This is a genomic window from Croceicoccus estronivorus (assembly GCF_001625325.1).
In the GTDB taxonomy this organism is placed as follows: domain Bacteria; phylum Pseudomonadota; class Alphaproteobacteria; order Sphingomonadales; family Sphingomonadaceae; genus Caenibius; species Caenibius estronivorus.
Map to the genome: position 1 here is coordinate 309,971 of NZ_JRQQ01000005.1, position 19,539 is coordinate 329,509.

The following is a 19,539-nucleotide window of genomic DNA, read 5'->3' on the forward strand; positions in this document are numbered from 1 at the left end:
GCTCAGACGTCGGCCGGCTTTTCGGCCACGGCGGCGCTGCGCACAGCGCGCCAGGCCTTGAGCCGTTCGGCAAGGTCGGGATCGTTCGTCGCCAGAATGGAAGCGGCGAAGATGCCGGCATTGGTCGCACCGGCATCGCCGATGGCCAGAGTGCCGGTCGGAACGCCGGCGGGCATCTGGACGATGGACAGCAGGCTGTCGAGGCCGGACAGGGCCTTGGACTGGACCGGAACCCCCAGCACCGGCAGGTGCGTCATGGATGCGACCATGCCAGGCAAATGCGCCGCACCGCCCGCCCCGGCAATGATGACCTTGAAGCCTTCGTCGGCCGCGCCCTTGGCGAATGTGTACATCCGGTCGGGTGTGCGATGCGCCGAAACGATGCGTGCATCGTGCGCCACGCCCAGTGCATCGAGTACCTGGGCGGCATGGCGCATGGTCGGCCAGTCCGACTGGCTGCCCATTATGATTGCTACGGGGATTTCAGCCATCGGCTCAGAGATCCTTCAGGTAACGCCGATCTCCCGGCTGCATGTTGCTATCGAAATCATAGACGATCGGCTGGCCGGTGGGGATTTCGAGGCTGAGAATGTCTTCGTCCGAAATGCCCGACAGGTGCTTGACCAGCGCTCGCAGCGAATTGCCATGGGCCGATACAATGACGGTTTCTCCGGCCTTGAGTGTCGGCAGAATGTCGCTCTCGTAATAGGGCAGGACGCGCGCGATGGTATCCTTGAGGCTTTCCGCCACCGGTACGTCGATACCGGCATAGCGAGGATCGCCGGCCAGAGCGAATTCGCTGTCAGCGCCAAGCGGCGGCGGCGGCGTGTCGAAGCTGCGGCGCCAGATCTTGACCTGTTCGGCCCCATGCTTCTCTGCGGTTTCAGCCTTGTTGAGCCCGGTCAGTCCGCCATAGTGACGTTCATTCAGGCGCCAGTCCTTGGATTCGGGAATCCACAGGCGGCAGCAGGCGCGCAAGGCAATGTGAAGCGTCCGGATCGCCCGGGTCTGGAACGATGTGAACGCCACGGTCGGCAGCAGGCCCTTCTGACCCAGCAATTCACCGGCGGCGCGGGCTTCTGCTTCGCCTTTTTCCGTCAGGTCGACATCCCACCAGCCGGTGAAACGATTTTCCAGGTTCCACTGGCTCTGGCCGTGGCGGACGAGGATCAGGCTGGGCACGGGAAGAATGCTCCTACTTGGGGGACTGTCTGCAGAAGCGCGACCCCCTAGCTTTTCCCCGGCTCTTTGGAAAGGGCATGCGTACCGGGCTTGTCGGCCTCGCTGCCTATGGCGCGCGCCTGTGCCTTGCGGCGGCGGAGGTTTTCGCGCAGCTTGGCGGCGAGACGCTCTTCGCGTGAAGGGGCGGTCGATTTGTCGTTCACGGCCCCATGCCTGCCGCGCGGCAGGCGCTTTGACAAGAGTTCTGTGCGCCACTGCTTGACAAGAGCGCGCCTCGCGGCAATAGCGCGCGCCTCTTGCGATGCGGCTTCGACATGCCGCCACGCACCGGTTGGAATGCTGCTGTAGCTCAGTGGTAGAGCGCACCCTTGGTAAGGGTGAGGTCGGGAGTTCAATCCTCCCCAGCAGCACCATTCCCCGGCGATCGCCGGCAGGTCATGAAGATCTGCCTGTCCGCCTCCCGCACTCGATGCCAACCGCCCCGAATCATCAGTTGGCGAGCAGGTCGGCCCATTCCGGGTGGCGGCGGAACTGCGCAGCGACATAACTGCATTGAGGGATGATCCGGAATCCCTGTTCACGCGCATCGGCCACGATTGCGTCGACCAGTCGGGCGGCGATTCCCCGTCCGCCGATCGCCGGGGGAACGATCGTGTGGTCCACCAGCCGCACATCCTGCCCGGCCTTGACCCATGTCATCCGTCCGAAGTGTTCGCTATCGGATACTGTCGCGCGGTATTCGCCGCCATTTTCGTGTTCGCTATGCGTGATTTCGACTGCTTCGCTCATTGTCCTGCCGGGTCCGTTTCCGCTGCGAGAATGGCCCGCAGCCCTTCGCGATATGTAGGGTGCCGGGGCCGCCAGCCAAGCACGCGCTTCGCCTTGCCATTCGCTACACGCCGATTCTCCGCATAGAAAGCGCGCGCCGCCGGGGACAGGCCGGCTTCCTCAACCGTTTGCAGGGGCGGCGGTGCCAGGCAGAGCAGGCGGGCGGCTTCCTCGATGACTGCGTTCTGGCTGCATGGCAGGTCGTCGGCGAGGTTGTAGGCCCCGCCCGGTGCATCGAGCGCGGCGGTGACGCCGCTGGCGATGTCGTGCACATGAACGCGGCTGAATACCTGCCCGGGCAAGGCGATCCGATGCGCCGTGCCTGCCCGCACCCGGTCGAGGGCACTGCGACCGGGGCCGTAAATGCCGGGCAGGCGGAATACTCTGGCACCGCGTCCGAGCCATGCCGAATCGGCTTCCGCCCGTGCAATGCGGCGTCCTGTGCCGATCGGTGCGCTTTCGTCGGCCCAAGCGCCTCCGGTGTCGCCATAGACGCCGGTCGAGGAGAGGTAACCGAGCCACTTGCCGGTCAATGCATTATGGTATCGCGCGAGCACCGGGTCATCGCCGTCCCTATCCGGTGGAACGGAAGAGAGGACGTGGCTGGCGTTGGCCAGCGCGGCACGCACCGAGGGTTCGTCGTCAAATCTCATTGATCCGTCGCTGCCGGTGGACTCGATGGTCCATCCTGCCGAGGACAGGCGATGGGCGATGCGCCGGGCGGTGTAGCCGAGGCCGAAAACGAAGAAATGCGCCATACCGGCTTTGTAACCACTGGACGGGCGGACGAAAGGACCTAAGTGCTATGGCTTATGGATATTGCCCGCGACCCGACCGTGACAGCCGATGACACCCAGATTGCGGATGCCGCGCCCATGCCACAGCATCCGCAGGAAATTCGCCGCGAGGATTATCACCCGCCCGAATGGCTGGTGCCTCAGGTGGCACTGGATTTCGCGCTTGATCTTGATGCCACGCGCGTTGTCACCCGGCTCACTGTCCAGCGAAATCCCGAGGGTGGCGGGGACAAGGCGATTCGCCTCAATGGTGACGGGATTGCCGCTCTTGCGGTCACGGTCGATGGCAACGCCACGAACGATTGGCAGATGGACGGGCCGGATCTGCTGATAACCCTGCCGGGTGAAGCACATGAAATCGTCGTCGAAACGCAGATCAACCCGGCAGCGAACAGCCAGTTGATGGGGCTGTACGCATCGAATGGAATGCTCTGCACGCAATGCGAGGCAGAGGGTTTCCGGCGGATCGCCTTCTTCCCCGACCGGCCCGATGTCCTGAGCACTTACAGCGTGCGGATGACAGGCGACAAAGCGCGTTTCCCTGTTCTTCTTTCGAATGGCAACTGCACCGATTCGGGTGACAATGCCGATGGCACGCATTGGGCCGAATGGCACGATCCGTGGCCGAAGCCGTCCTATCTCTTTGCGCTGGTGGCGGGCGATCTTGCCGCCGATCGCGACACATTCACCACCATGAGCGGGCGGGAAGTCCAGCTCGCCATCTGGGTCCGCGCCCCGAAAGGCGGCGGCGGGGATCTGGACCGGACCGGCCATGCAATGCGCTCTTTGAAGAAAAGCATGAAGTGGGACGAGGAGGTGTTTGGCCGCGAATATGACCTCGACCTGTTCAACATCGTCGCGGTCAGCGATTTCAACATGGGAGCGATGGAGAACAAGGGGCTGAACGTGTTCAACACGCGCTATGTCCTCGCCGATCCCGAAACGGCAACCGATGGCGATTACGACGCGGTCGAAGGTGTCATCGCGCATGAGTATTTCCACAACTGGTCGGGCAATCGCGTCACGTGCCGCGACTGGTTTCAGCTTTCGTTGAAAGAGGGCCTTACGGTTCTGCGCGATCAGCTTTTCAGCCAGGATATGGGGTCGGAAAGCGTCAAGCGGATCGAGGATGTGCGCATTCTGCGTTCCGCCCAGTTTCCGGAAGATTCAGGGCCGCTGGCCCATCCGATCAGGCCGGATTCCTATCGCGAGATATCCAACTTCTACACTTCGACCGTCTATAACAAGGGCGCCGAAGTGATCCGCATGATGCGGACCATGGCCGGGCCGGAGGCGTTCCGTAAGGGGACCGATCTCTATTTCGATCGGCATGATGGTGAAGCGGCGACCTGCGAGGATTTCGTCAAGGCGATGGAGGATGGCGCCGGGCTGGATCTTTCGCGCTTCCGCCTGTGGTACAGTCAGGCGGGCACGCCCCGTGTCGAGGCGCGGCTGAAACATGCAGGCAATGAAGCGGTGCTGCATCTGAAGCAGACAGTGCCGGCCACGCCCGGCCAGCCCGAAAAGCAGCCAATGCCGATCCCCCTGCGCCTCGCTTTGTTCGATCGGGAAAGCGGCGGGCATCGCGGCGAACAGCTGATCGTACTCGACAAGGCGAGCGACAGTTTCCGGTTCGGGGGATTTGCGACGCCGCCAGTGCTTTCGCTCAATCGCGGCTTTTCCGCGCCTGTGGCGATCGAACGGCAGGTTGCAGAGGATGAACTGGTCTTCCTGGCCGCGCATGACGATGACCCCTTCGCCCGTTATGAGGCGATGCAGAGCCTGACCGTGCAATATCTCACCGCAGCGGGTGGAGAGGCCGGGGCGACGGGCAGCGGGGCAGGGCGGGAAGCGATCGGCACGGCGCTTGAGGCCATTCTCGCGGACTCGGCGCTCGATGATCTGATGCGTGGCGAACTCATGATGCTGCCCGGCGAGACTTATCTGGCCGAACAATTGCTGGTGGCGGATCCCGGCGCAATTCATGCCGCACGCGAAGGGTTGAAAGGCTGGCTAGGTGCCCGGCTGGAACAACGGCTGGTGGCGCTGCACGAACGGGCCTCCGCAGTACCCTATGGCCTGGATGCCGCGGCGCGCGGTGCGCGCAAGCTCAAGACGCAGGCGCTGGTCCTGCTGGCGGCAGGCGTACCCGAAGTGGCCGCCCGACTGGCGGCTGAACAGTATCGCGCGGCGGACAACATGACGGACCGGCAGGGGGCGTTGATGGTGCTGGCCGGGCTGGAAACGCCTGCCCGAGCAGAATTGCTGGCCGACTTCAAAGCCCGGTATGAAGGCAATGCACTGGTCACGGACAAGTGGTTCTCGCTTCAGGCCGGATCGCTGCATCCGCAGGCGCTTGACCATGTGCGGGAACTGGCCGGGCACTCTGACTTCACGTTGGCCAATCCCAACCGGGTGCGCTCGCTCTATATGGCGTTCGCTGCCAATCCGCAGGCATTCCATGCAGCCAGTGGTGAGGGATACCGGATGATCGCAGACCTGATTCTCGCGCTCGATCCCATCAATGCGCAGACTGCGGCGCGCTTCGTTCCGCCGTTGGGTCGCTGGCGCCGGATCGAGCCGGCGCGCTCTGCGCTGATGCGGGCAGAGCTGGAACGGATCGCCGCCGCGCCGAATCTTTCGCGCGACACGGCGGAGCAGGTCGGTCGTAGCCTTGGTTGAACCGGTCGAAGTCATCCGTGCGCAGGCGCTTGACGGCGTGGCACATGGTTTCCTTGGGCGGCGCGGTGGTGTTTCCACCGGTATCGTCGGCGGCCTCAATGTCGGGCGCGGTGCGGATGACGATGATGAGGCAGTGACTGAAAACCGCCGTCGCGCATGTTCGGCAGTGCAGCCGGGCGCCCGGCTGGTCACCCTTTATCAGGTCCATTCGGCCGATTGCGTGACGGTTGCGGAGCCGTGGGCGGAGAGTGAACGACCGCACGCGGACGCGCTAGTAACCGATCGCCCGGGCCTGCTCTTGGGTGTGGTGACGGCAGATTGTGCGCCGGTACTGCTGGCCGACCGGCAGGCTGGCGTGGTTGGTGCGGCGCATGCCGGATGGAAGGGGGCGCATGGCGGAGTGATCGAATCAACCGTGTCGGCGATGGAGCGGCTGGGTGCGCGGCGGGAAGCGATCGCAGCGGCGATCGGCCCGTGCATCGCCCAGGCCAGCTACGAAGTGGGTGACGATTTCCGGGCGCGGTTTGCCGGGGAAGGGGCCGCTCGCTTTTTTGCGAAGGGCCGGGCGGGGCATTACCAGTTCGACCTGGAGGCTTATGTCGCACGGCAGCTGCAACTGGCAGGTGTCGGCGCTGCCGAAAGCCTGGGTCTCGATACATATGGCGACAATGCTCGCTTCTTTTCCTATCGTCGCGCAACCCACCGCAACGAGGCGAATTACGGTCGCCAGTTCTCGCTAATTGCGCTTTAAGGCTGAATTGGCAGGCAGGAAGCGGAAAATGCCTGTTGGCAAGTGGCCCCTTCGCGTCTATCAGCCCGCCCAAACCGGCATGGGTAGCAGACTGGTAGAGTGTGCGCCCACTGCGCGGCAAGGGGGCCCCTCGACGCGCAACCGGCAGGAATTTTAGAGGGATGCATCGCGCCTCGTGCCGGTGTGTCCGATTGGCAAGGCAGGGCTGATGGCAGAAAATACTGGCACCGCGGATATGCAAACCGTTGCCGCCGAGGCTGGCGATGACGGCGTCCGCCGGCGTGATTTCATCAATATCGCGGCAGTCGCTGCGGCTGGGGTAGGCGGGATCGCCACTCTGGTTCCGTTGATCAGCCAGATGGCGCCTTCGGCGGACGTTCTGGCCGAAAGTTCGACTGAACTCGATATCAGCGCGATTCAGCCCGGTCAGGCGATCAAGGCCGTGTTCCGCAAGCAACCGGTATTCGTCCGTAACCTGACGACGAAGGAAATCGCGGAAGCCGATGCCGTGCCGTTGTCCGAACTGCGCGACCCGCAGACCTTGGCCGAACGGACCAAGGAAGGCCACGAAAACTGGCTCATCACCATGGGCGTCTGCACCCACCTCGGCTGTGTGCCGCTGGGTGCCGGCGAAGGCGAAAACCGCGGCGAGTTCGGCGGTTATTTCTGCCCCTGCCACGGTTCGTCTTACGATACCGCGGCCCGTATCCGCAAAGGTCCGGCACCGAAGAATCTCGAAGTGCCGCCTTATGAATTCACCTCCGACACTGTCGTGAAGATCGGCTGAGGCGAAAGAGGACGAACATGAGCTTTCCCTGGGCAAACGAATACACGCCGTCTCACCCGGTCATGAAATGGGTGGACGAGAAGCTGCCGCTTCCGCGCTTCGTCTACAACGCGGTTGGTGCCGGTTATCCGGTCCCGCGTAACCTCAACTATTTCTGGAACTTCGGTGTTCTCGCGGGCTTCTGCCTCGTGTTGCAGATCGTCACCGGTGTGATTCTGGCGATGCATTACGCGCCGAATGCGCTGGTCGCTTTCGATTCGACCGAACACATCATGCGTGACGTCAACTGGGGCTGGATGCTGCGCTATGCGCACGCCAATGGCGCCAGTGCGTTCTTCGTGGTCGTCTATCTCCACATCTTCCGCGGCTTCTTCTTCGGATCCTACAAGGCTCCGCGCGAGATGATCTGGCTCCTCGGTGTCGTGATCTTCCTGCTGATGATGGCGACTGCGTTCATGGGCTACGTGCTTCCCTGGGGCCAGATGAGCTTCTGGGGTGCCAAGGTTATCACTGGCCTGTTCGGCGCGATTCCCGTGATCGGCGAACCGCTGCAGATCTGGCTGCTGGGCGGCTATGCACCGGACAATGCCTCGCTGAACCGCTTCTTCTCACTGCACTTCCTGTTGCCCTTCGTGATTGCCGCCGTGGTGATCCTGCACATCTGGGCGCTGCATATCCCCGGCTCGTCGAACCCGACCGGCGTCGAAGTGAAGACCGAGAGCGATACCGTTCCGTTCCACCCGTACTATACGGCGAAGGACGGTTTCGGGCTGGGCGTTTTCCTCATCCTTTACTGCGCGATGCTGTTTTTCCTGCCGAACGCGCTGGGCCACCCGGACAACTACATTCCGGCGAACCCGATGAGCACGCCGGCACACATCGTGCCCGAATGGTACTTCTGGCCGTTCTACGCGATCCTGCGTGCCTTCACTGCGGACTTCCTGTTCTTCCCGGCAAAGCTGATGGGCGTCCTCGCCATGTTCAGCGCCATCCTGGTCTGGTTCTTCCTGCCCTGGCTGGATAATTCGCCGGTACGTTCAGGTCATTTCCGCCCGCTGTTCCGCAAGTTCTTCTATGTGCTGATGCTGGACGTTCTGGTGCTCGGCTATTGCGGTGGTGCCCCTGCTGCGGAGCCCTACGTGATGATCAGCCAGATCGCCACGGCGTACTACTTCCTGCACTTCCTGGTGATCCTCCCGATCGTTTCTTCGATCGAAAAGCCGGAACCGCTGCCCTATTCGATTACCGAGGCCGTCCTTGGCTCGGACGACAAGGCCGCGCTGAAGCCGGCTAGCTGAACGAACGGACCTGAGAGAAAGTATCTGATATGACCCGCCTTATCGGTATCCTCGTCGGCCTGTTCTTCACGGTCGCTGTCCTGTGGGCCTTCGTCACCGGCGCGGCGAATTACATCGCCGAGCCTCCGGCCGCCACAGCCGAGCACGAGTTCCACCGCCACCCCAAGGAGCTCCATCTGTCGAGCGACGGCCCCTTCGGCACGTTCGACAAGCAGCAGCTGCAGCGCGGTTTCCAGGTTTACAAGGAAGTCTGCTCCGCCTGCCACTCGCTGAACCACGTTGCGTTCCGCGATCTCGCTGCGCTTGGATACAGCGAGCCTGAGGTCAAGGCGATTGCGGCCGGTTTCCAGGTTCCGGGTGTGGACCCCAATACGGGCGAAGAAACGCTGCGTCCGGGCACGCCGACGGATTATTTCCCGAAGCCGTATCCGAACGACATCGCCGCTCGTGCCGCGAACAACAATGCGGTGCCGCCTGACCTTTCGCTGATGGCCAAGGCACGGCACAACGGCCCCGCCTACATCTATTCGCTGCTGACTGGCTTCCAGGATCAGCCTGCGGAACTGCTGAAGGAATTCCCCGAGGCAAAGACGCCGACAGGGCTCCACTACAATCCCTATTTCGCCAATCTCAACCTGGCGATGGCTCCGCCGCTGACTACGACCGATCAGGTCTCTTATGGGGACGGCACCAAGGCGACGGTCGACCAGATGGCGCAGGACGTGTCCGCGTTCCTCCTCTGGACGGCAGAGCCGAAGCTTGAAAAGCGTCGGCAGACGGGCTGGCCGGTTCTTGGCTTCCTGCTCTTCGCTACGGTTCTCGCCTATCTCGCCAAGCAGCAGGTCTGGGCAGACAAGAAAGGCAAGAAGGGCTGATCTTGTCCTTCTCCGCGAAAATTGCGCGCCCCCGTATCGATAGCGATGCGGGGGCGTTTTCTTTTGGCGGCGGGGCGGATGATGAGCCGGTTCGCAGTCAACCGAGAGGGATGTCACACAGCCAATGACTCCGGACGAACTCAAAGCACTGATCCGCACCGTGCCGGACTTCCCGCGTCCGGGAATCCAGTTCCGCGACATCACCTCTTTGATCGCGCACGCAGAGGGGCTGCATTCCGCCATAGAAATGCTCGCACTTCGCGCACGCGAGGTGAATGTCGATGCAATCGCTGGAATGGAAGCGCGCGGATTTATCTTTGGCGCGGCAGTGGCCGCCCGTCTCGGCGTCGGTTTCCTGCCTGTCCGCAAACGCGGTAAATTGCCGGTGCCGACCATCGGCATAGATTATGCTCTGGAATATGGCACCGACAGGCTCGAGATCGACCCTTCGCTGGTCCAGCCAGGGGCTAATATCCTTCTGCTGGACGATCTTCTGGCGACTGGAGGGACAGCCCTGGCTGCCGCCCGTTTGTTGCGTCAGGCCGGGGCACGCGTCGATTACGCGTTGTTCGTTATCGATCTGCCCGATCTGGGTGGTGCGGCCAAGCTAGGGGCCGAAAGCATTGCGGTCGACACCCTTGTCCAGTTCGAAGGTGACTGACGTCACCCGTTGATCCCGGGCTAAGGTCCCGTTTCGGGGCGTGAAATTTTACGAGACGAGAATTTGTGCGTAATCTCCGCTAAGGGACGGAGATGGAAGAACAAGCATTAGTCATTGCGCTGGTCGGGATTTTGGGGATCGGCGCGCAATGGGTCGCCTGGCGAACTGGCTGGCCAGCCATTGCCCTTATGCTTGCCGCAGGCTTTCTCGCCGGTCCGGTTTTCCATTTGATAGACCCGATCGGCGTCTTTGGCGAACTGCTCGAACCGATGATCTCGATCGGCGTTGCCCTGATCCTGTTTGAAGGCGGACTCTCACTGGACTTTCGTGAATTGCGTAAGGCTGGCGACGGTGTGTGGCGCATGGTCATTTTCGGAGTGCCGCTCGGGTGGTTGTTCGGCGCCCTCGCCTGTTACTACGTGGCGGGCCTCGTCTGGCCAGTGGCAATCCTGTTTGCAGGGATTCTGGTGGTGACAGGCCCGACAGTCGTATTGCCCCTGCTACGCCAGTCCAGCGTCCAGCAACGGCCGGCTGCGATTCTGAAATGGGAAGCGATCGTCAACGATCCCGTGGGCGCACTTTGCGCCGTGATCGCTTATGAATACTTCCGTCTGTCTGCCGATGGCGCCACCGTGTTCGAAGTCGTGCCGCCGATGCTGATCGCCGCCGGATTGGCAGGGGCGATCGGCTACGGCGTGGCCAAGGCCATTGCCTGGAGTTTCCCGCGCGGGCTGGTGCCGGAATACCTCAAGGTGCCTGTGCTGCTTGTGACAGTGATTGCGACATTCGTGTTCTGCAACCGGATAGAACACGAAGCGGGCCTGGTCGCGGTGACTGTGATGGGCATTGCCCTCGCCAACATGGAAGTCGCCAGCCTGCGGAGCATTCACCCCTTCAAGCAGAATGTTGCCGTACTCCTGGTGTCAGGGATATTTATCCTGCTGTCCGCATCGCTTGACGTTGCCAGCCTGCGCCAGTTCGAATGGCGCTTTGGCCTGTTCGTGCTCGCGCTGTTGTTCCTCGTGCGGCCGGCCACCGTCCTGCTGAGCCTGTCCTTCAGCAAGGTTCCCTGGAACGAGCGCCTGCTTCTGGCGTGGATTGCCCCGCGCGGTATCGTACTGGTCGCGATCTCCGGCCTGTTTGCGTTGCGCTTGTCGGAACTGGGCTATGGCGATGGCTCGATCCTGATCGGCCTGAGCTTCGCGGTCGTCGCTGCGACCATTGTGGCGCATGGTTTCACGGTCGATCCGGTCGCCCGCCTGCTCGGCGTAAAAGGGGAGACGCGGCCCGGCCTTCTGATCGTCGGTGGCAATCCCTGGACAGTAGCACTGGCCGAACAACTGCATGATCTCGATGTGCCGGTGATGATCACCGACTCCAACTGGCAAAACCTAGCTCTCGCACGTCGTAAGGGGCTGCCCACCTACCATGGCGAGATATTGAACGAAGCCACGGAACATAATCTGGATCTCGCCCCGTTTCAGAAGCTCGTGGCAGCGACCGGGAACGAGGCCTACAATACTTTGGTTTGCAGCGAATTCGCGCCGGGTATCGGTACGGATTCGGTGTATCAGATCGGTGAAGCGCATGGGAATGACCGGCGGGCTCTCCCCGAGACGTTGCGCGGCCGCTCGCTGTTTACCGATGGGCTGGGCGTGGTGGATCTCTATACGCGCCAGCAACAGGGCTGGCGGTTTCGCAAGACCAAATTGTCCGATAAGTTCGATTTCGAAGACGCACGACAGACTCTTCCAGAGGAAGGTGCCCTGTTGATGATCTTGCGGCCCACGGGGCACATGCAGTTCTTCACCCATGCGTCGAAGCCGGAGCCGCAAGCCGGCGACATAGTGATTTCCTACGCTCCACCCGCAGGAGAGGAGAAGCGCACCGAAAAGGCCGCGGCAAGGGCGCGGCCCGCATGATGCAGTCCAGAAAGAGCAATGCCATGAAGTATATCGCCACGGCCTTCGCCGTATGTCTGGCCGGCGCCACCTTGTCGGGGTGCGACAACGGCCCCCAAACCCCTCAGCCGGACGATACCGCCACGGAAGATCAGCCAGGCTCGCCGCCGCCCGTGGACAAAATGCCTGCGGATTCCATCATACGATCCGATATCGAAGCTCCCGCGGCGGTAGATGAAGCGTTGCAGCCATTGTCCGTCATCATCGGCTTTGCGGATGGCGGTGCGGAACTGGACGCTGCCGGACGTGAACAGATCGACCGCCTGATGGAAAGCGAACAATTCATGCGCGGCTGGCCGATTGTCTTGCGGGGTCACACGGACTCCACCGGGGATGACCGCGCAAATCTTCGCGCATCACGCCACCGGGCCGAGGTGGTTGAGGCCTATCTCGTCGATCATGGCGTCGCCGAGGATCGCCTGACGATTATCGCGATGGGCGAACAGCGCCCGATTGCGCCCAACGCGAAGCGGGATGGCACTCCGGACCAAGCGGGGCGCGCCCGCAATCGCCGGGTGGAAATCACGCTTGAGCCCGCAGACCATCCGGCCGGTCCCGTCAAAAATGGAGAAACGGTCGCTGACGATAAAGATGCCAGTTGACGCAGATACCCTAGCAGTGCCATTCGGGCACCAGCCTGAGCGGGTATAGCTTAGTGGTAAAGCCCCAGCCTTCCAAGCTGGTTATGCGGGTTCGATTCCCGCTACCCGCTCCAATTTCCAAGTCGTCGCCATTCGCCTGCATCTTTACCAGTCGCAGGAACAAGACGTCTTTGAAGGGCGCTGACATTCGCTGTCTGCGGTCGTCAGACGATGTCTTGCGAGGGGCTTGGCTACCGTCACCCGCAACAAAACCGGACACGTTGATGCGACCGGCATAGGAGGTCTTCGGAACATGACCAAGGATGTCGACTGGCGGTATCTTCCTCGATTTCCCTTCGGCGACAGTCCTGAGATGGCTGATGAATTGCTCGACTTGATACTCGCGGGCCAAAAGCGAGCTACCTGTTGGAGCGCGACAGAGGGCGACAATGGCGCAATTGTTGGCGGACGCTGGGTTGTTGAGGATGGCGAGGGGCGTCCCCGTGCCGTGTTGGAGACTGTCAATTTATTCCAACAGCGCTTTGATAGCGTCGATGAAACCTTTGCTGTGGCGGAGGGTGAAGGGGATCTCAGTCTTTCTTCTTGGCGCGAAACACATCGCAGCTATTTCAGCAGGAATGGTGGGTTTGCTCCTGACATGCTGTTATGGTGCGAACACTTCGAGTTAGTGCAGATACTTGAAACGTCCGCATCAACTTGAATTGGCTGCGAAAGCAGACTGCCCGCTTACCACGACAAATCAGCCACCCTGAATCCGCACAGGTAGGATTTGCGTCTCGTTGGCCAAATGGAGACAGGCTTCTAACGATCCGGAAGCCGGCAGCTATCCAAGCCGATAAGGAGTTGGATCTCCCCGTTCCAAGACAAGCTGCTTGCGAGCCTCCGAAAGGCAACGAGCATATTCGGTCGCAACTTCCTCTCGGCTTCTGCCCTTGTTTGCGGCGACCAATTCAAGGATGCCATCTTCTGTCATCACGGCAGTTTCGCGAACGACAGCATTCTCGTCGAGTTTGTAAGTATGAGCGAGAAGTCTGGTCGCGCGGGCCCGCAAGTGAAACTCGAAATCCATGAGTCGAGCCGACTCGAATTCCTCCTTTTTTCGCATGGCCTTGCCAAGGTCCCAAACCATGGAAGCAATATGGCATTTGCGATTTCAAGCCACAAGCGAATGTCCGCTTCGTACCTCATTCCTGCCGGTTTCCATGACATCACAGGTTATCGATGTGCCAGTGACAGTGCAGACTCCAGCGGCAGCGCCTGTTGCGGCGGGGAATGACCAGATGCCGGAAACCCAGCCCGCGCAATAATGGCATCACTTGCCTGCTCGGCATGCGGATATGAAACAGGGCGAGGCTGCGTCAGCCCCGCCCTGTCATTTCATCCGGTAATCCGGTTTGTGCGTTTACTTTGCCTCTGGCGCCGCCGCTGCGGCATCGTCGGGCAGGCCGCCCAGCTGGCCGACCAGTTGCGTGTAGGCATCGAGATAGGACAGCACGATGATCTGGCCGATCTTGGTATCCTGATAGCCGCCGCCGGCTGCACCGGCGAAGACGCCGCCGCCGAACAGGCCGCCGCCGCCGCCGCCCCAGCTGAGGTCGGACTTGCGCGCATAGCCTTCGGTCAGCGCTTCCTCGACAGTGGTGCGGGTGTTGACCAGCGAAAGGGTGGTGTTGGCTTCACCCTTCTTGATGTTGATCCCGCCCGCGATGGCGCCGATCGGGCCACCGATAAAATTGCCGAGAATGCCGCCGAAGCCGCCGCCGCCGGAATTGCTGTTGGTGGAGACGATATCGGGCTGCAACAGGTAGTCAGCCGCCTTGACCTGGCCCTTGCCGAGGTTGGAGCCGCTTTGCAGTTCGCCCTGGTCGGCCAATGCGCGTTCCATCGCCCGGTTGTTCATAGCCCGGCCACGGTTGACGAGCGTGAAGCAGCCGGAACGCTGAACGAAAATCTTGATGATCGCTTCCGGGCTGCCGAGGCTCAGTTCGCGCCACCATTGATTGTCGGGCTCGACGATCGCGACAGTACCGAGATTGCGGTAGCAGCGCGGAATTTCAGCCGTGCCCTGGGATTGCTTCTTGCGGGCGGAGGATTCATCCTTCGCCATGGCCGGCATCGCCGTGGCCGTAAGGGCCAGGGCCAAAGCGCCGCCGATCAGTTTCTTCATGGGTAAACTCCCTGTTTCAACAAATCCGGTGCGCGGATTTTCCTTCCGCTGCCGCCGGGACCAATGGACCCCGGCGGGACCTTATCGGCGGGGGGCGGCCGTCGCAAGCGAATCAGGCCACGGCCACGTTGTCGATAAGCCTGGTCGATCCGATTCGTGCAGCAACCAGCAGGCGGGCTGGCTCGCTTCCGGGCCGGTCGATCACTTCGAGCGTCTGCGCGTCGGCCAGCGAGGCATAGTCGATCGAGGAAAAACCGGCGGCGAGCAGAGCAGTTTCCAGCGTGACCAGCGCCTTCTCCGCAGGCTGGCCGGCAAGGATTTCCGCAACGGCGGTGCGCATGGCGCGGGGCAGCGTCGCCGCGGCCTGCCGGTCCTCGCTCGAAAGGTATTGGTTGCGGCTCGACATTGCGAGGCCATCCGCCTCCCTCACAGTCGGAACGCCGATAATGGCGTCGACATGGGGCCGGGACAGGTCGAGATCGCGCGCCATGCGGCGAATCACGGCCAGCTGCTGCCAGTCCTTTTCCCCGAACAGGGCCATGTCCGGGCGCACCTGGTTGAACAGTTTGCAAACCACTGTCGCAACGCCGTCGAAATGGCCCGGTCGCGCGCCGCCGCAAAAATGCTCGCTGACGCCGCTGACGGAAATATTGGTGGCAAAGCCCTGAGGATACATTTCGGCCGCATCGGGGGCCCAGAGCAAGGCGGTGCCTTCGGCATCGAGTAGGCGGGAATCTTCCTCCATCCGCCGGGGATAAGCGTCCAGATCCTCGTTAGGGCCAAACTGGGTGGGGTTTACGAAGATCGAAACGACTACGTGATCGGCGCGTTTCTGCGCCTCGCGCACCAGTGTCAGGTGCCCTTCATGCAGGGCGCCCATGGTCGGAACGAAGGCGATCTTGCCTGTCCGGCGCAAACTCTCCACAGCTTCGCGCAGTGTTTCGACAGTGTTCACGGTTTGCATGGGGGCGGGGCTCCGATATGGGCGTTGATATGAATGTCACCTTGCCGTGACGCCTTGTCATTCGCAATGCCAACGGGAAAGCTGCCGCTGTGAGTTCCAATGCTCCCCATCGTATCGTCTTCGCCAACGAAAAGGGCGGAACGGGTAAATCGACCACGGCGGTGCACGTGGCGATTGCGCTTGCCTATCAAGGTGCGAAAGTCGCCGCGATCGATCTCGATCCGCGCCAGCGCACTCTTTACCGCTATCTCGAAAACCGGACGGATACGGAACAGCGCCGCGAAATCGAATTGCCGGGCGCGCGGTTTGGCGTGTTCACCGGGGAAAGCACGGACGAGCTCGATGCCATGGCTGCAGAGCTTTCCGAAGGTTTCGATTTCCTCGTGTTCGATACGCCGGGCCGTGACGATCCGCTCGCGCGCCATGTGGCGACGACGGCGGACACTCTGGTAACCCCGATGAACGACAGTTTCGTCGATTTCGACCTGATCGGGCAGGTGGATGCGGAAACCTTCAAGGTGAAGCGGTTGAGCTTCTATGCCGAATTGATCTGGGAAACGCGCAAGAAGCGCGCGATGGCGACGATTCGCGAACAGCGGCGCGAAATGGACTGGGTCGTGGTGCGCAACCGCACCGGCCACGTCGAAGCGCGCAACATGGCCCGTATCGAACAGGCTTTGAGCGAGCTGTCCAAACGGGTTGGCTTCCGTGTATCGCACGGATTGTCGGAACGCGTGATCTATCGTGAACTGTTTCCCTCGGGCCTGACCTTGCTGGACAAGGGGCATCTGGGGGAACTGGGCACCAGCCACCTCGTCGCGCGGCAGGAACTGCGTGGGCTCGTGGCGGCTCTGAACCTGCCGATGCCGGCTGGTCGGCAGCCAGTCCCAGCCGGCGTGGCCGATTGAACCGGCGATGGTGAAGCTCCTGACGATCCTGCTCGTCGTGAGCCTTGCCTCCAGATTGCTGCTGGGGCGTTGGCCATGGCAAATGGTCGGTATCGGCACCGGTCTGGGGGCGGAGGAACGCCGGGCCCGGGCCTTGCTCGGTGTCGGCAAGGCCGCGACTCATTCCGAAATCATCGACGCCCACCGCCGTCTGATCGCCCGTGTTCACCCGGACAAGGGGGGGACGAACGACCAGGTGCATGAAGCCAACGCTGCCCGCGACCTGTTGCTGGCACAGCTTCTTCCGCCCCGGTAGGTGTGGCCATGAAGCACTGCCTCCACCCCACGGTCCTGCGCGAATACGACATTCGCGGCATTATTGGCGAGACATTGGGCCCCGACGATGCACGGGCCATCGGGCGTGGTTTTGCAACACTGCTGAGGCAGGCTGGCGGGCGCAAGGTCGCGGTCGGTTATGACGGGCGGGTAAGCTCGCCCATGCTGGAACATGCGCTGGTCGAAGGGTTGACCGCCAGCGGGTGCGATGTTGTCCGGGTCGGTCTGGGCCCTACGCCGATGCTCTATTACGCCGAAGCGTCGGCCGAAGATGTCGACGGCGGCATCCAGATCACCGGCAGCCATAATCCGGCCAATTACAACGGGTTCAAGATGGTGTTCCAGGGGCGGCCATTTTTTGGCCCCGATATCGTCGAACTCGGCCGGATCGCGGAAGCGGGGGATTGGCTAGACGGGACCGGTGCGGTGGAAACGCGCCCGGTAATGGACGCCTATATCGAACGCCTGCTGCATGGTTTGGATGGCATTCCGGAGGGGCCTCTTGCGGCGCTGCGGATCGGATGGGATGCGGGCAACGGTGCGGCGGGGCCTGCGCTGGAGCAGCTCGCAGCGCGCCTGCCGGGGGAACATCACCTGCTGTTCACGGAAGTGGACGGAACCTTTCCCCATCATCATCCCGATCCGACCGTCGAACACAATCTTGAGGATCTGAGACGCCTGGTCGCTGACAAAGGCCTGGATTTCGGGATCGCTTTCGACGGGGACGGAGACCGGATCGGAGCGATTGATGGCCAGGGGCGGGTGATCTGGGGGGATCAGTTGCTGATGATCTATGCCGAGGATCTGCTGGCCATGGTTCCCGGTTCGACCATTATTGCCGATGTGAAGGCGAGCAGGGCATTGTTCGATCATGTGGCCGCGCATGGTGGCACCCCGCTGATGTGGAAGACGGGCCATAGCCTCATCAAGTCGAAGATGCAGGAAACCGGGGCCCCCCTTGCTGGCGAAATGAGCGGCCATGTGTTCTTCAAGCATGGCTATTACGGATACGACGATGCGCTCTATGCCGGGGTGCGGCTGATTGCGGCTGCGGTTCGGCTGGGCCGGTCGGTGACCGAACTGCGCGGGGCGATGCCGGCGATGGTCAACACGCCGGAATTGCGGTTTCAGGTGGACGAAACGCGCAAGTTCGCGGTGATCGACGAAGTGAAGGCCCGGCTTGCCGGGAGCTCTGCCGAAATCGACGCGACAGACGGTGTGCGTGTGACCACGAATGACGGCTGGTGGCTGCTGCGGGCTTCCAATACGCAGGACGTTCTTGTGGCCCGCGCGGAAAGCGACAGTGCCGCCGGGCTGGACCGGCTGCTGGCGGAGATCGACCGGCAACTGGCGGTGTCGGGGCTGGAACGGGGACCGGACGCGGGCCATTGACGCGACCCGGTGCGAGGAACATCGGCTGCACACAGGCGTAGTATTCGAGGAACGAATACAGGGGCCTGATGGATGCTTCTCGACCGCGAGACGACGAAAAAGGCGGAAACGGAACTCAAGGCGGCGATCAACGCGGCCGATTTTCCCTGCGTAGGCGCAAAGTCGGCTTTGGGCAGCGGAAGGCTGGAAATTCTCGTTTGCCATAACCTTGCCAGTGGCTGGGACGATGTTCGAATCCATCGGGCGCTATTGGAATGGGCTGGAGCTTATCGACAGGACCCTGAAGGTCTGCGCAGTCTCGCCGTGGTGTTCGAAGGGCCCGACAATTTGTCCGAGCGTGCGTTTGAACGCCATATGTGGGACCGTATCCAGTCCTTTGCGGATAAGGATTCCTGGCTGGGCCAGCCTTATGACGAGCGTGTGAGTGCCGATCCCGCCGATCCCCACTTCAGCCTGAGCTTTGGTGGCGAGGCGTTCTTCGTGGTCGGCCTGCATCCCATGGCCTCCCGCCCCGCACGGCGGTTCCCCCGTCCGACGCTGGTATTCAACCTGCATGACCAGTTCGAACGATTGAGAGAGGAAGGTCGCTACGAACGGATGCGGGAACGGATACTCGAACGCGACCGGGCACTGGCCGGGGATGTGAATCCGATGCTGGCGCGCCATGGCGAAGCCAGCGAAGCGCGGCAGTACAGTGGACGAAAGGTCGATGCCCAATGGCGCTGCCCCTTTCATGATTCGCGAGCATGAGGCCAGTCGAAATCCCGCCACGCAGCGGAACTGCCTTTACCTTGCGTACCGGCGAAGTCCTGACGGTCATTGATCCGCAGGGTGGCCAGGTGAGCGATTGTCTGGCCTTCAATGCGTTCGATCCGCGCGAGGTACTCTCCAACGGCCGGACATTCGATTATGAGGAAACCGTCGCGCTGACAGCGGGGAACCGCATATGGTCCAATCGTTCAAACCCGATGCTGGAGATCGAGGAGGATACGGCGGGGCAGCACGATTTCCTCCTGACGCCGTGCAGCGAAGACACCTTTCGTCATTTCTATCCTGACAAACCGGTTCACCGCGGATGTTTTGGCAATCTGGCCGAAGCGCTTGCGCCATTCGGTATCGATCCAGACCGTATCCCGGTCGCTTTCAACCTGTTCATGAATGTCCCGGTCGATAGGCAAAGCGGGAAGCTTCGCGTCTTGCCGCCCCAGACCAGACCGGGCGATTTTATTCGCCTGCGGGCGCAAATGGATCTCGTCATCGGGCTGACGGCCTGTTCGGCATACGATTCCTGCGGCGGCACGTTCAAGCCGATCCATTACACCGTCGATCGGGGACAGCGAGAGGTGCCTTCGCTCGCCTGATCGCGCTG

The 19,539-nt window shown here is 61.9% G+C and carries 21 protein-coding genes and 2 tRNA genes; 16 read left to right on the plus strand and 7 right to left on the minus strand.

All coding sequences use genetic code 11. The annotated features are described in order from the left end of the window. Window positions 1–2: 2 nt before the first annotated feature. From purE to MB02_RS17805, 3 genes are read right to left on the minus strand one after another with little or no spacing between them, the layout of a single operon-like run. Complete coding sequence (purE, locus tag MB02_RS09655) at window positions 3–491, minus strand: 5-(carboxyamino)imidazole ribonucleotide mutase (protein WP_067536175.1); 489 nt, start codon at window positions 489–491, stop codon at window positions 3–5. A gap of 4 nt (window positions 492–495) precedes the next feature. Next, on the minus strand, window positions 496–1,182 hold the full coding sequence (gene gpmA, locus MB02_RS09660; protein WP_067536180.1) for a 2,3-diphosphoglycerate-dependent phosphoglycerate mutase: 687 nt from the start codon (window positions 1,180–1,182) through the stop codon (window positions 496–498). 47 nt (window positions 1,183–1,229) lie between these two features. Beyond that, the gene (locus MB02_RS17805; protein WP_170304684.1) at window positions 1,230–1,385 is read right to left on the minus strand and encodes a hypothetical protein; all 156 of its coding nucleotides are present in this window, start codon (window positions 1,383–1,385) and stop codon (window positions 1,230–1,232) included. A gap of 135 nt (window positions 1,386–1,520) precedes the next feature. Between MB02_RS17805 and MB02_RS09665 the strand changes: the two genes are divergently transcribed. Beyond that, window positions 1,521–1,595 (plus strand) — tRNA-Thr (locus MB02_RS09665). 76 nt (window positions 1,596–1,671) lie between these two features. Here the strand turns inward: MB02_RS09665 and MB02_RS09670 are convergent. Together MB02_RS09670 and MB02_RS09675 are read right to left on the minus strand one after the other, a co-directional pair. Then, complete coding sequence (locus tag MB02_RS09670) at window positions 1,672–1,971, minus strand: GNAT family N-acetyltransferase (RefSeq protein WP_067536183.1); 300 nt, start codon at window positions 1,969–1,971, stop codon at window positions 1,672–1,674. Then, the gene (locus tag MB02_RS09675) at window positions 1,968–2,768 is read right to left on the minus strand and encodes a Rossmann-fold NAD(P)-binding domain-containing protein (RefSeq protein WP_067536186.1); all 801 of its coding nucleotides are present in this window, start codon (window positions 2,766–2,768) and stop codon (window positions 1,968–1,970) included. The genes MB02_RS09670 and MB02_RS09675 overlap by 4 nt, the downstream gene beginning before the upstream one ends. A 54-nt stretch (window positions 2,769–2,822) precedes the next feature. Here MB02_RS09675 and pepN point away from each other — a divergent pair, with 54 nt between their 5' ends. The 10 genes from pepN (at window position 2,823) to MB02_RS09725 (ending at window position 13,124) form a co-directional block, all read left to right on the plus strand. After that, window positions 2,823–5,489, plus strand: a complete 2,667-nt coding sequence (gene pepN, locus MB02_RS09680; RefSeq protein WP_067536189.1) for an aminopeptidase N — start codon at window positions 2,823–2,825, stop codon at window positions 5,487–5,489. Further along, window positions 5,482–6,240: a peptidoglycan editing factor PgeF gene (gene pgeF / locus MB02_RS09685; RefSeq protein WP_067536193.1), complete on the plus strand. Its 759-nt coding sequence runs from the start codon at window positions 5,482–5,484 to the stop codon at window positions 6,238–6,240. Before pepN ends, pgeF begins: the two co-directional genes overlap by 8 nt. A 208-nt stretch (window positions 6,241–6,448) precedes the next feature. After that, complete coding sequence (gene petA / locus MB02_RS09690; RefSeq protein ID WP_235829473.1) at window positions 6,449–7,027, plus strand: ubiquinol-cytochrome c reductase iron-sulfur subunit; 579 nt, start codon at window positions 6,449–6,451, stop codon at window positions 7,025–7,027. A gap of 17 nt (window positions 7,028–7,044) precedes the next feature. After that, window positions 7,045–8,325, plus strand: a complete 1,281-nt coding sequence (locus tag MB02_RS09695; protein WP_067536196.1) for a cytochrome b — start codon at window positions 7,045–7,047, stop codon at window positions 8,323–8,325. A gap of 29 nt (window positions 8,326–8,354) precedes the next feature. After that, complete coding sequence (locus tag MB02_RS09700; protein ID WP_067536200.1) at window positions 8,355–9,200, plus strand: cytochrome c1; 846 nt, start codon at window positions 8,355–8,357, stop codon at window positions 9,198–9,200. A gap of 124 nt (window positions 9,201–9,324) precedes the next feature. Continuing rightward, window positions 9,325–9,861, plus strand: coding sequence for an adenine phosphoribosyltransferase (locus MB02_RS09705; protein WP_067536204.1), 537 nt, complete (start codon window positions 9,325–9,327; stop codon window positions 9,859–9,861). A 92-nt stretch (window positions 9,862–9,953) separates the two neighbouring features. Further along, window positions 9,954–11,783, plus strand: coding sequence for a cation:proton antiporter (locus MB02_RS09710; RefSeq protein WP_067536207.1), 1,830 nt, complete (start codon window positions 9,954–9,956; stop codon window positions 11,781–11,783). Further along, window positions 11,780–12,424 (plus strand): OmpA family protein, encoded by a 645-nt coding sequence (locus MB02_RS09715; RefSeq protein ID WP_067536212.1) that lies wholly within the window; start codon window positions 11,780–11,782, stop codon window positions 12,422–12,424. Before MB02_RS09710 ends, MB02_RS09715 begins: the two co-directional genes overlap by 4 nt. A gap of 39 nt (window positions 12,425–12,463) precedes the next feature. Further along, a tRNA-Gly gene (locus MB02_RS09720) sits at window positions 12,464–12,537 on the plus strand. A 179-nt stretch (window positions 12,538–12,716) separates the two neighbouring features. Next, entirely contained in the window at window positions 12,717–13,124 is a 408-nt protein-coding gene (locus MB02_RS09725) for an ASCH domain-containing protein (protein WP_067536216.1), read from the plus strand. Window positions 13,125–13,826: 702 nt separating this feature from the next. Here the strand turns inward: MB02_RS09725 and MB02_RS09740 are convergent. Together MB02_RS09740 and panC are read right to left on the minus strand one after the other, a co-directional pair. Beyond that, window positions 13,827–14,591 (minus strand): CsgG/HfaB family protein, encoded by a 765-nt coding sequence (locus MB02_RS09740; protein ID WP_067536225.1) that lies wholly within the window; start codon window positions 14,589–14,591, stop codon window positions 13,827–13,829. Between the two features lie 112 nt (window positions 14,592–14,703). Further along, on the minus strand, window positions 14,704–15,555 hold the full coding sequence (gene panC / locus MB02_RS09745) for a pantoate--beta-alanine ligase (RefSeq protein ID WP_067536230.1): 852 nt from the start codon (window positions 15,553–15,555) through the stop codon (window positions 14,704–14,706). 89 nt (window positions 15,556–15,644) lie between these two features. On the opposite strand from panC, the gene MB02_RS09750 reads away from it, so the two are divergent. From MB02_RS09750 to MB02_RS09770, 5 genes are all read left to right on the plus strand, one after another. After that, window positions 15,645–16,463: a division plane positioning ATPase MipZ gene (locus MB02_RS09750; RefSeq protein ID WP_067536233.1), complete on the plus strand. Its 819-nt coding sequence runs from the start codon at window positions 15,645–15,647 to the stop codon at window positions 16,461–16,463. A 7-nt stretch (window positions 16,464–16,470) separates the two neighbouring features. After that, a complete protein-coding gene (locus tag MB02_RS09755; RefSeq protein ID WP_067536236.1) occupies window positions 16,471–16,758 on the plus strand; it encodes a DnaJ domain-containing protein in 288 nt (95 codons plus the stop codon). Between the two features lie 8 nt (window positions 16,759–16,766). Then, a complete protein-coding gene (gene pgmG, locus MB02_RS09760; RefSeq protein ID WP_067536239.1) occupies window positions 16,767–18,170 on the plus strand; it encodes a phosphoglucomutase/phosphomannomutase PgmG in 1,404 nt (467 codons plus the stop codon). Between the two features lie 72 nt (window positions 18,171–18,242). After that, on the plus strand, window positions 18,243–18,920 hold the full coding sequence (gntA, locus tag MB02_RS09765) for a guanitoxin biosynthesis heme-dependent pre-guanitoxin N-hydroxylase GntA (protein WP_067536244.1): 678 nt from the start codon (window positions 18,243–18,245) through the stop codon (window positions 18,918–18,920). Further along, window positions 18,917–19,531: a DUF1989 domain-containing protein gene (locus MB02_RS09770; protein ID WP_067536249.1), complete on the plus strand. Its 615-nt coding sequence runs from the start codon at window positions 18,917–18,919 to the stop codon at window positions 19,529–19,531. The genes gntA and MB02_RS09770 overlap by 4 nt, the downstream gene beginning before the upstream one ends. The last annotated feature ends 8 nt before the right edge of the window (window positions 19,532–19,539 follow it).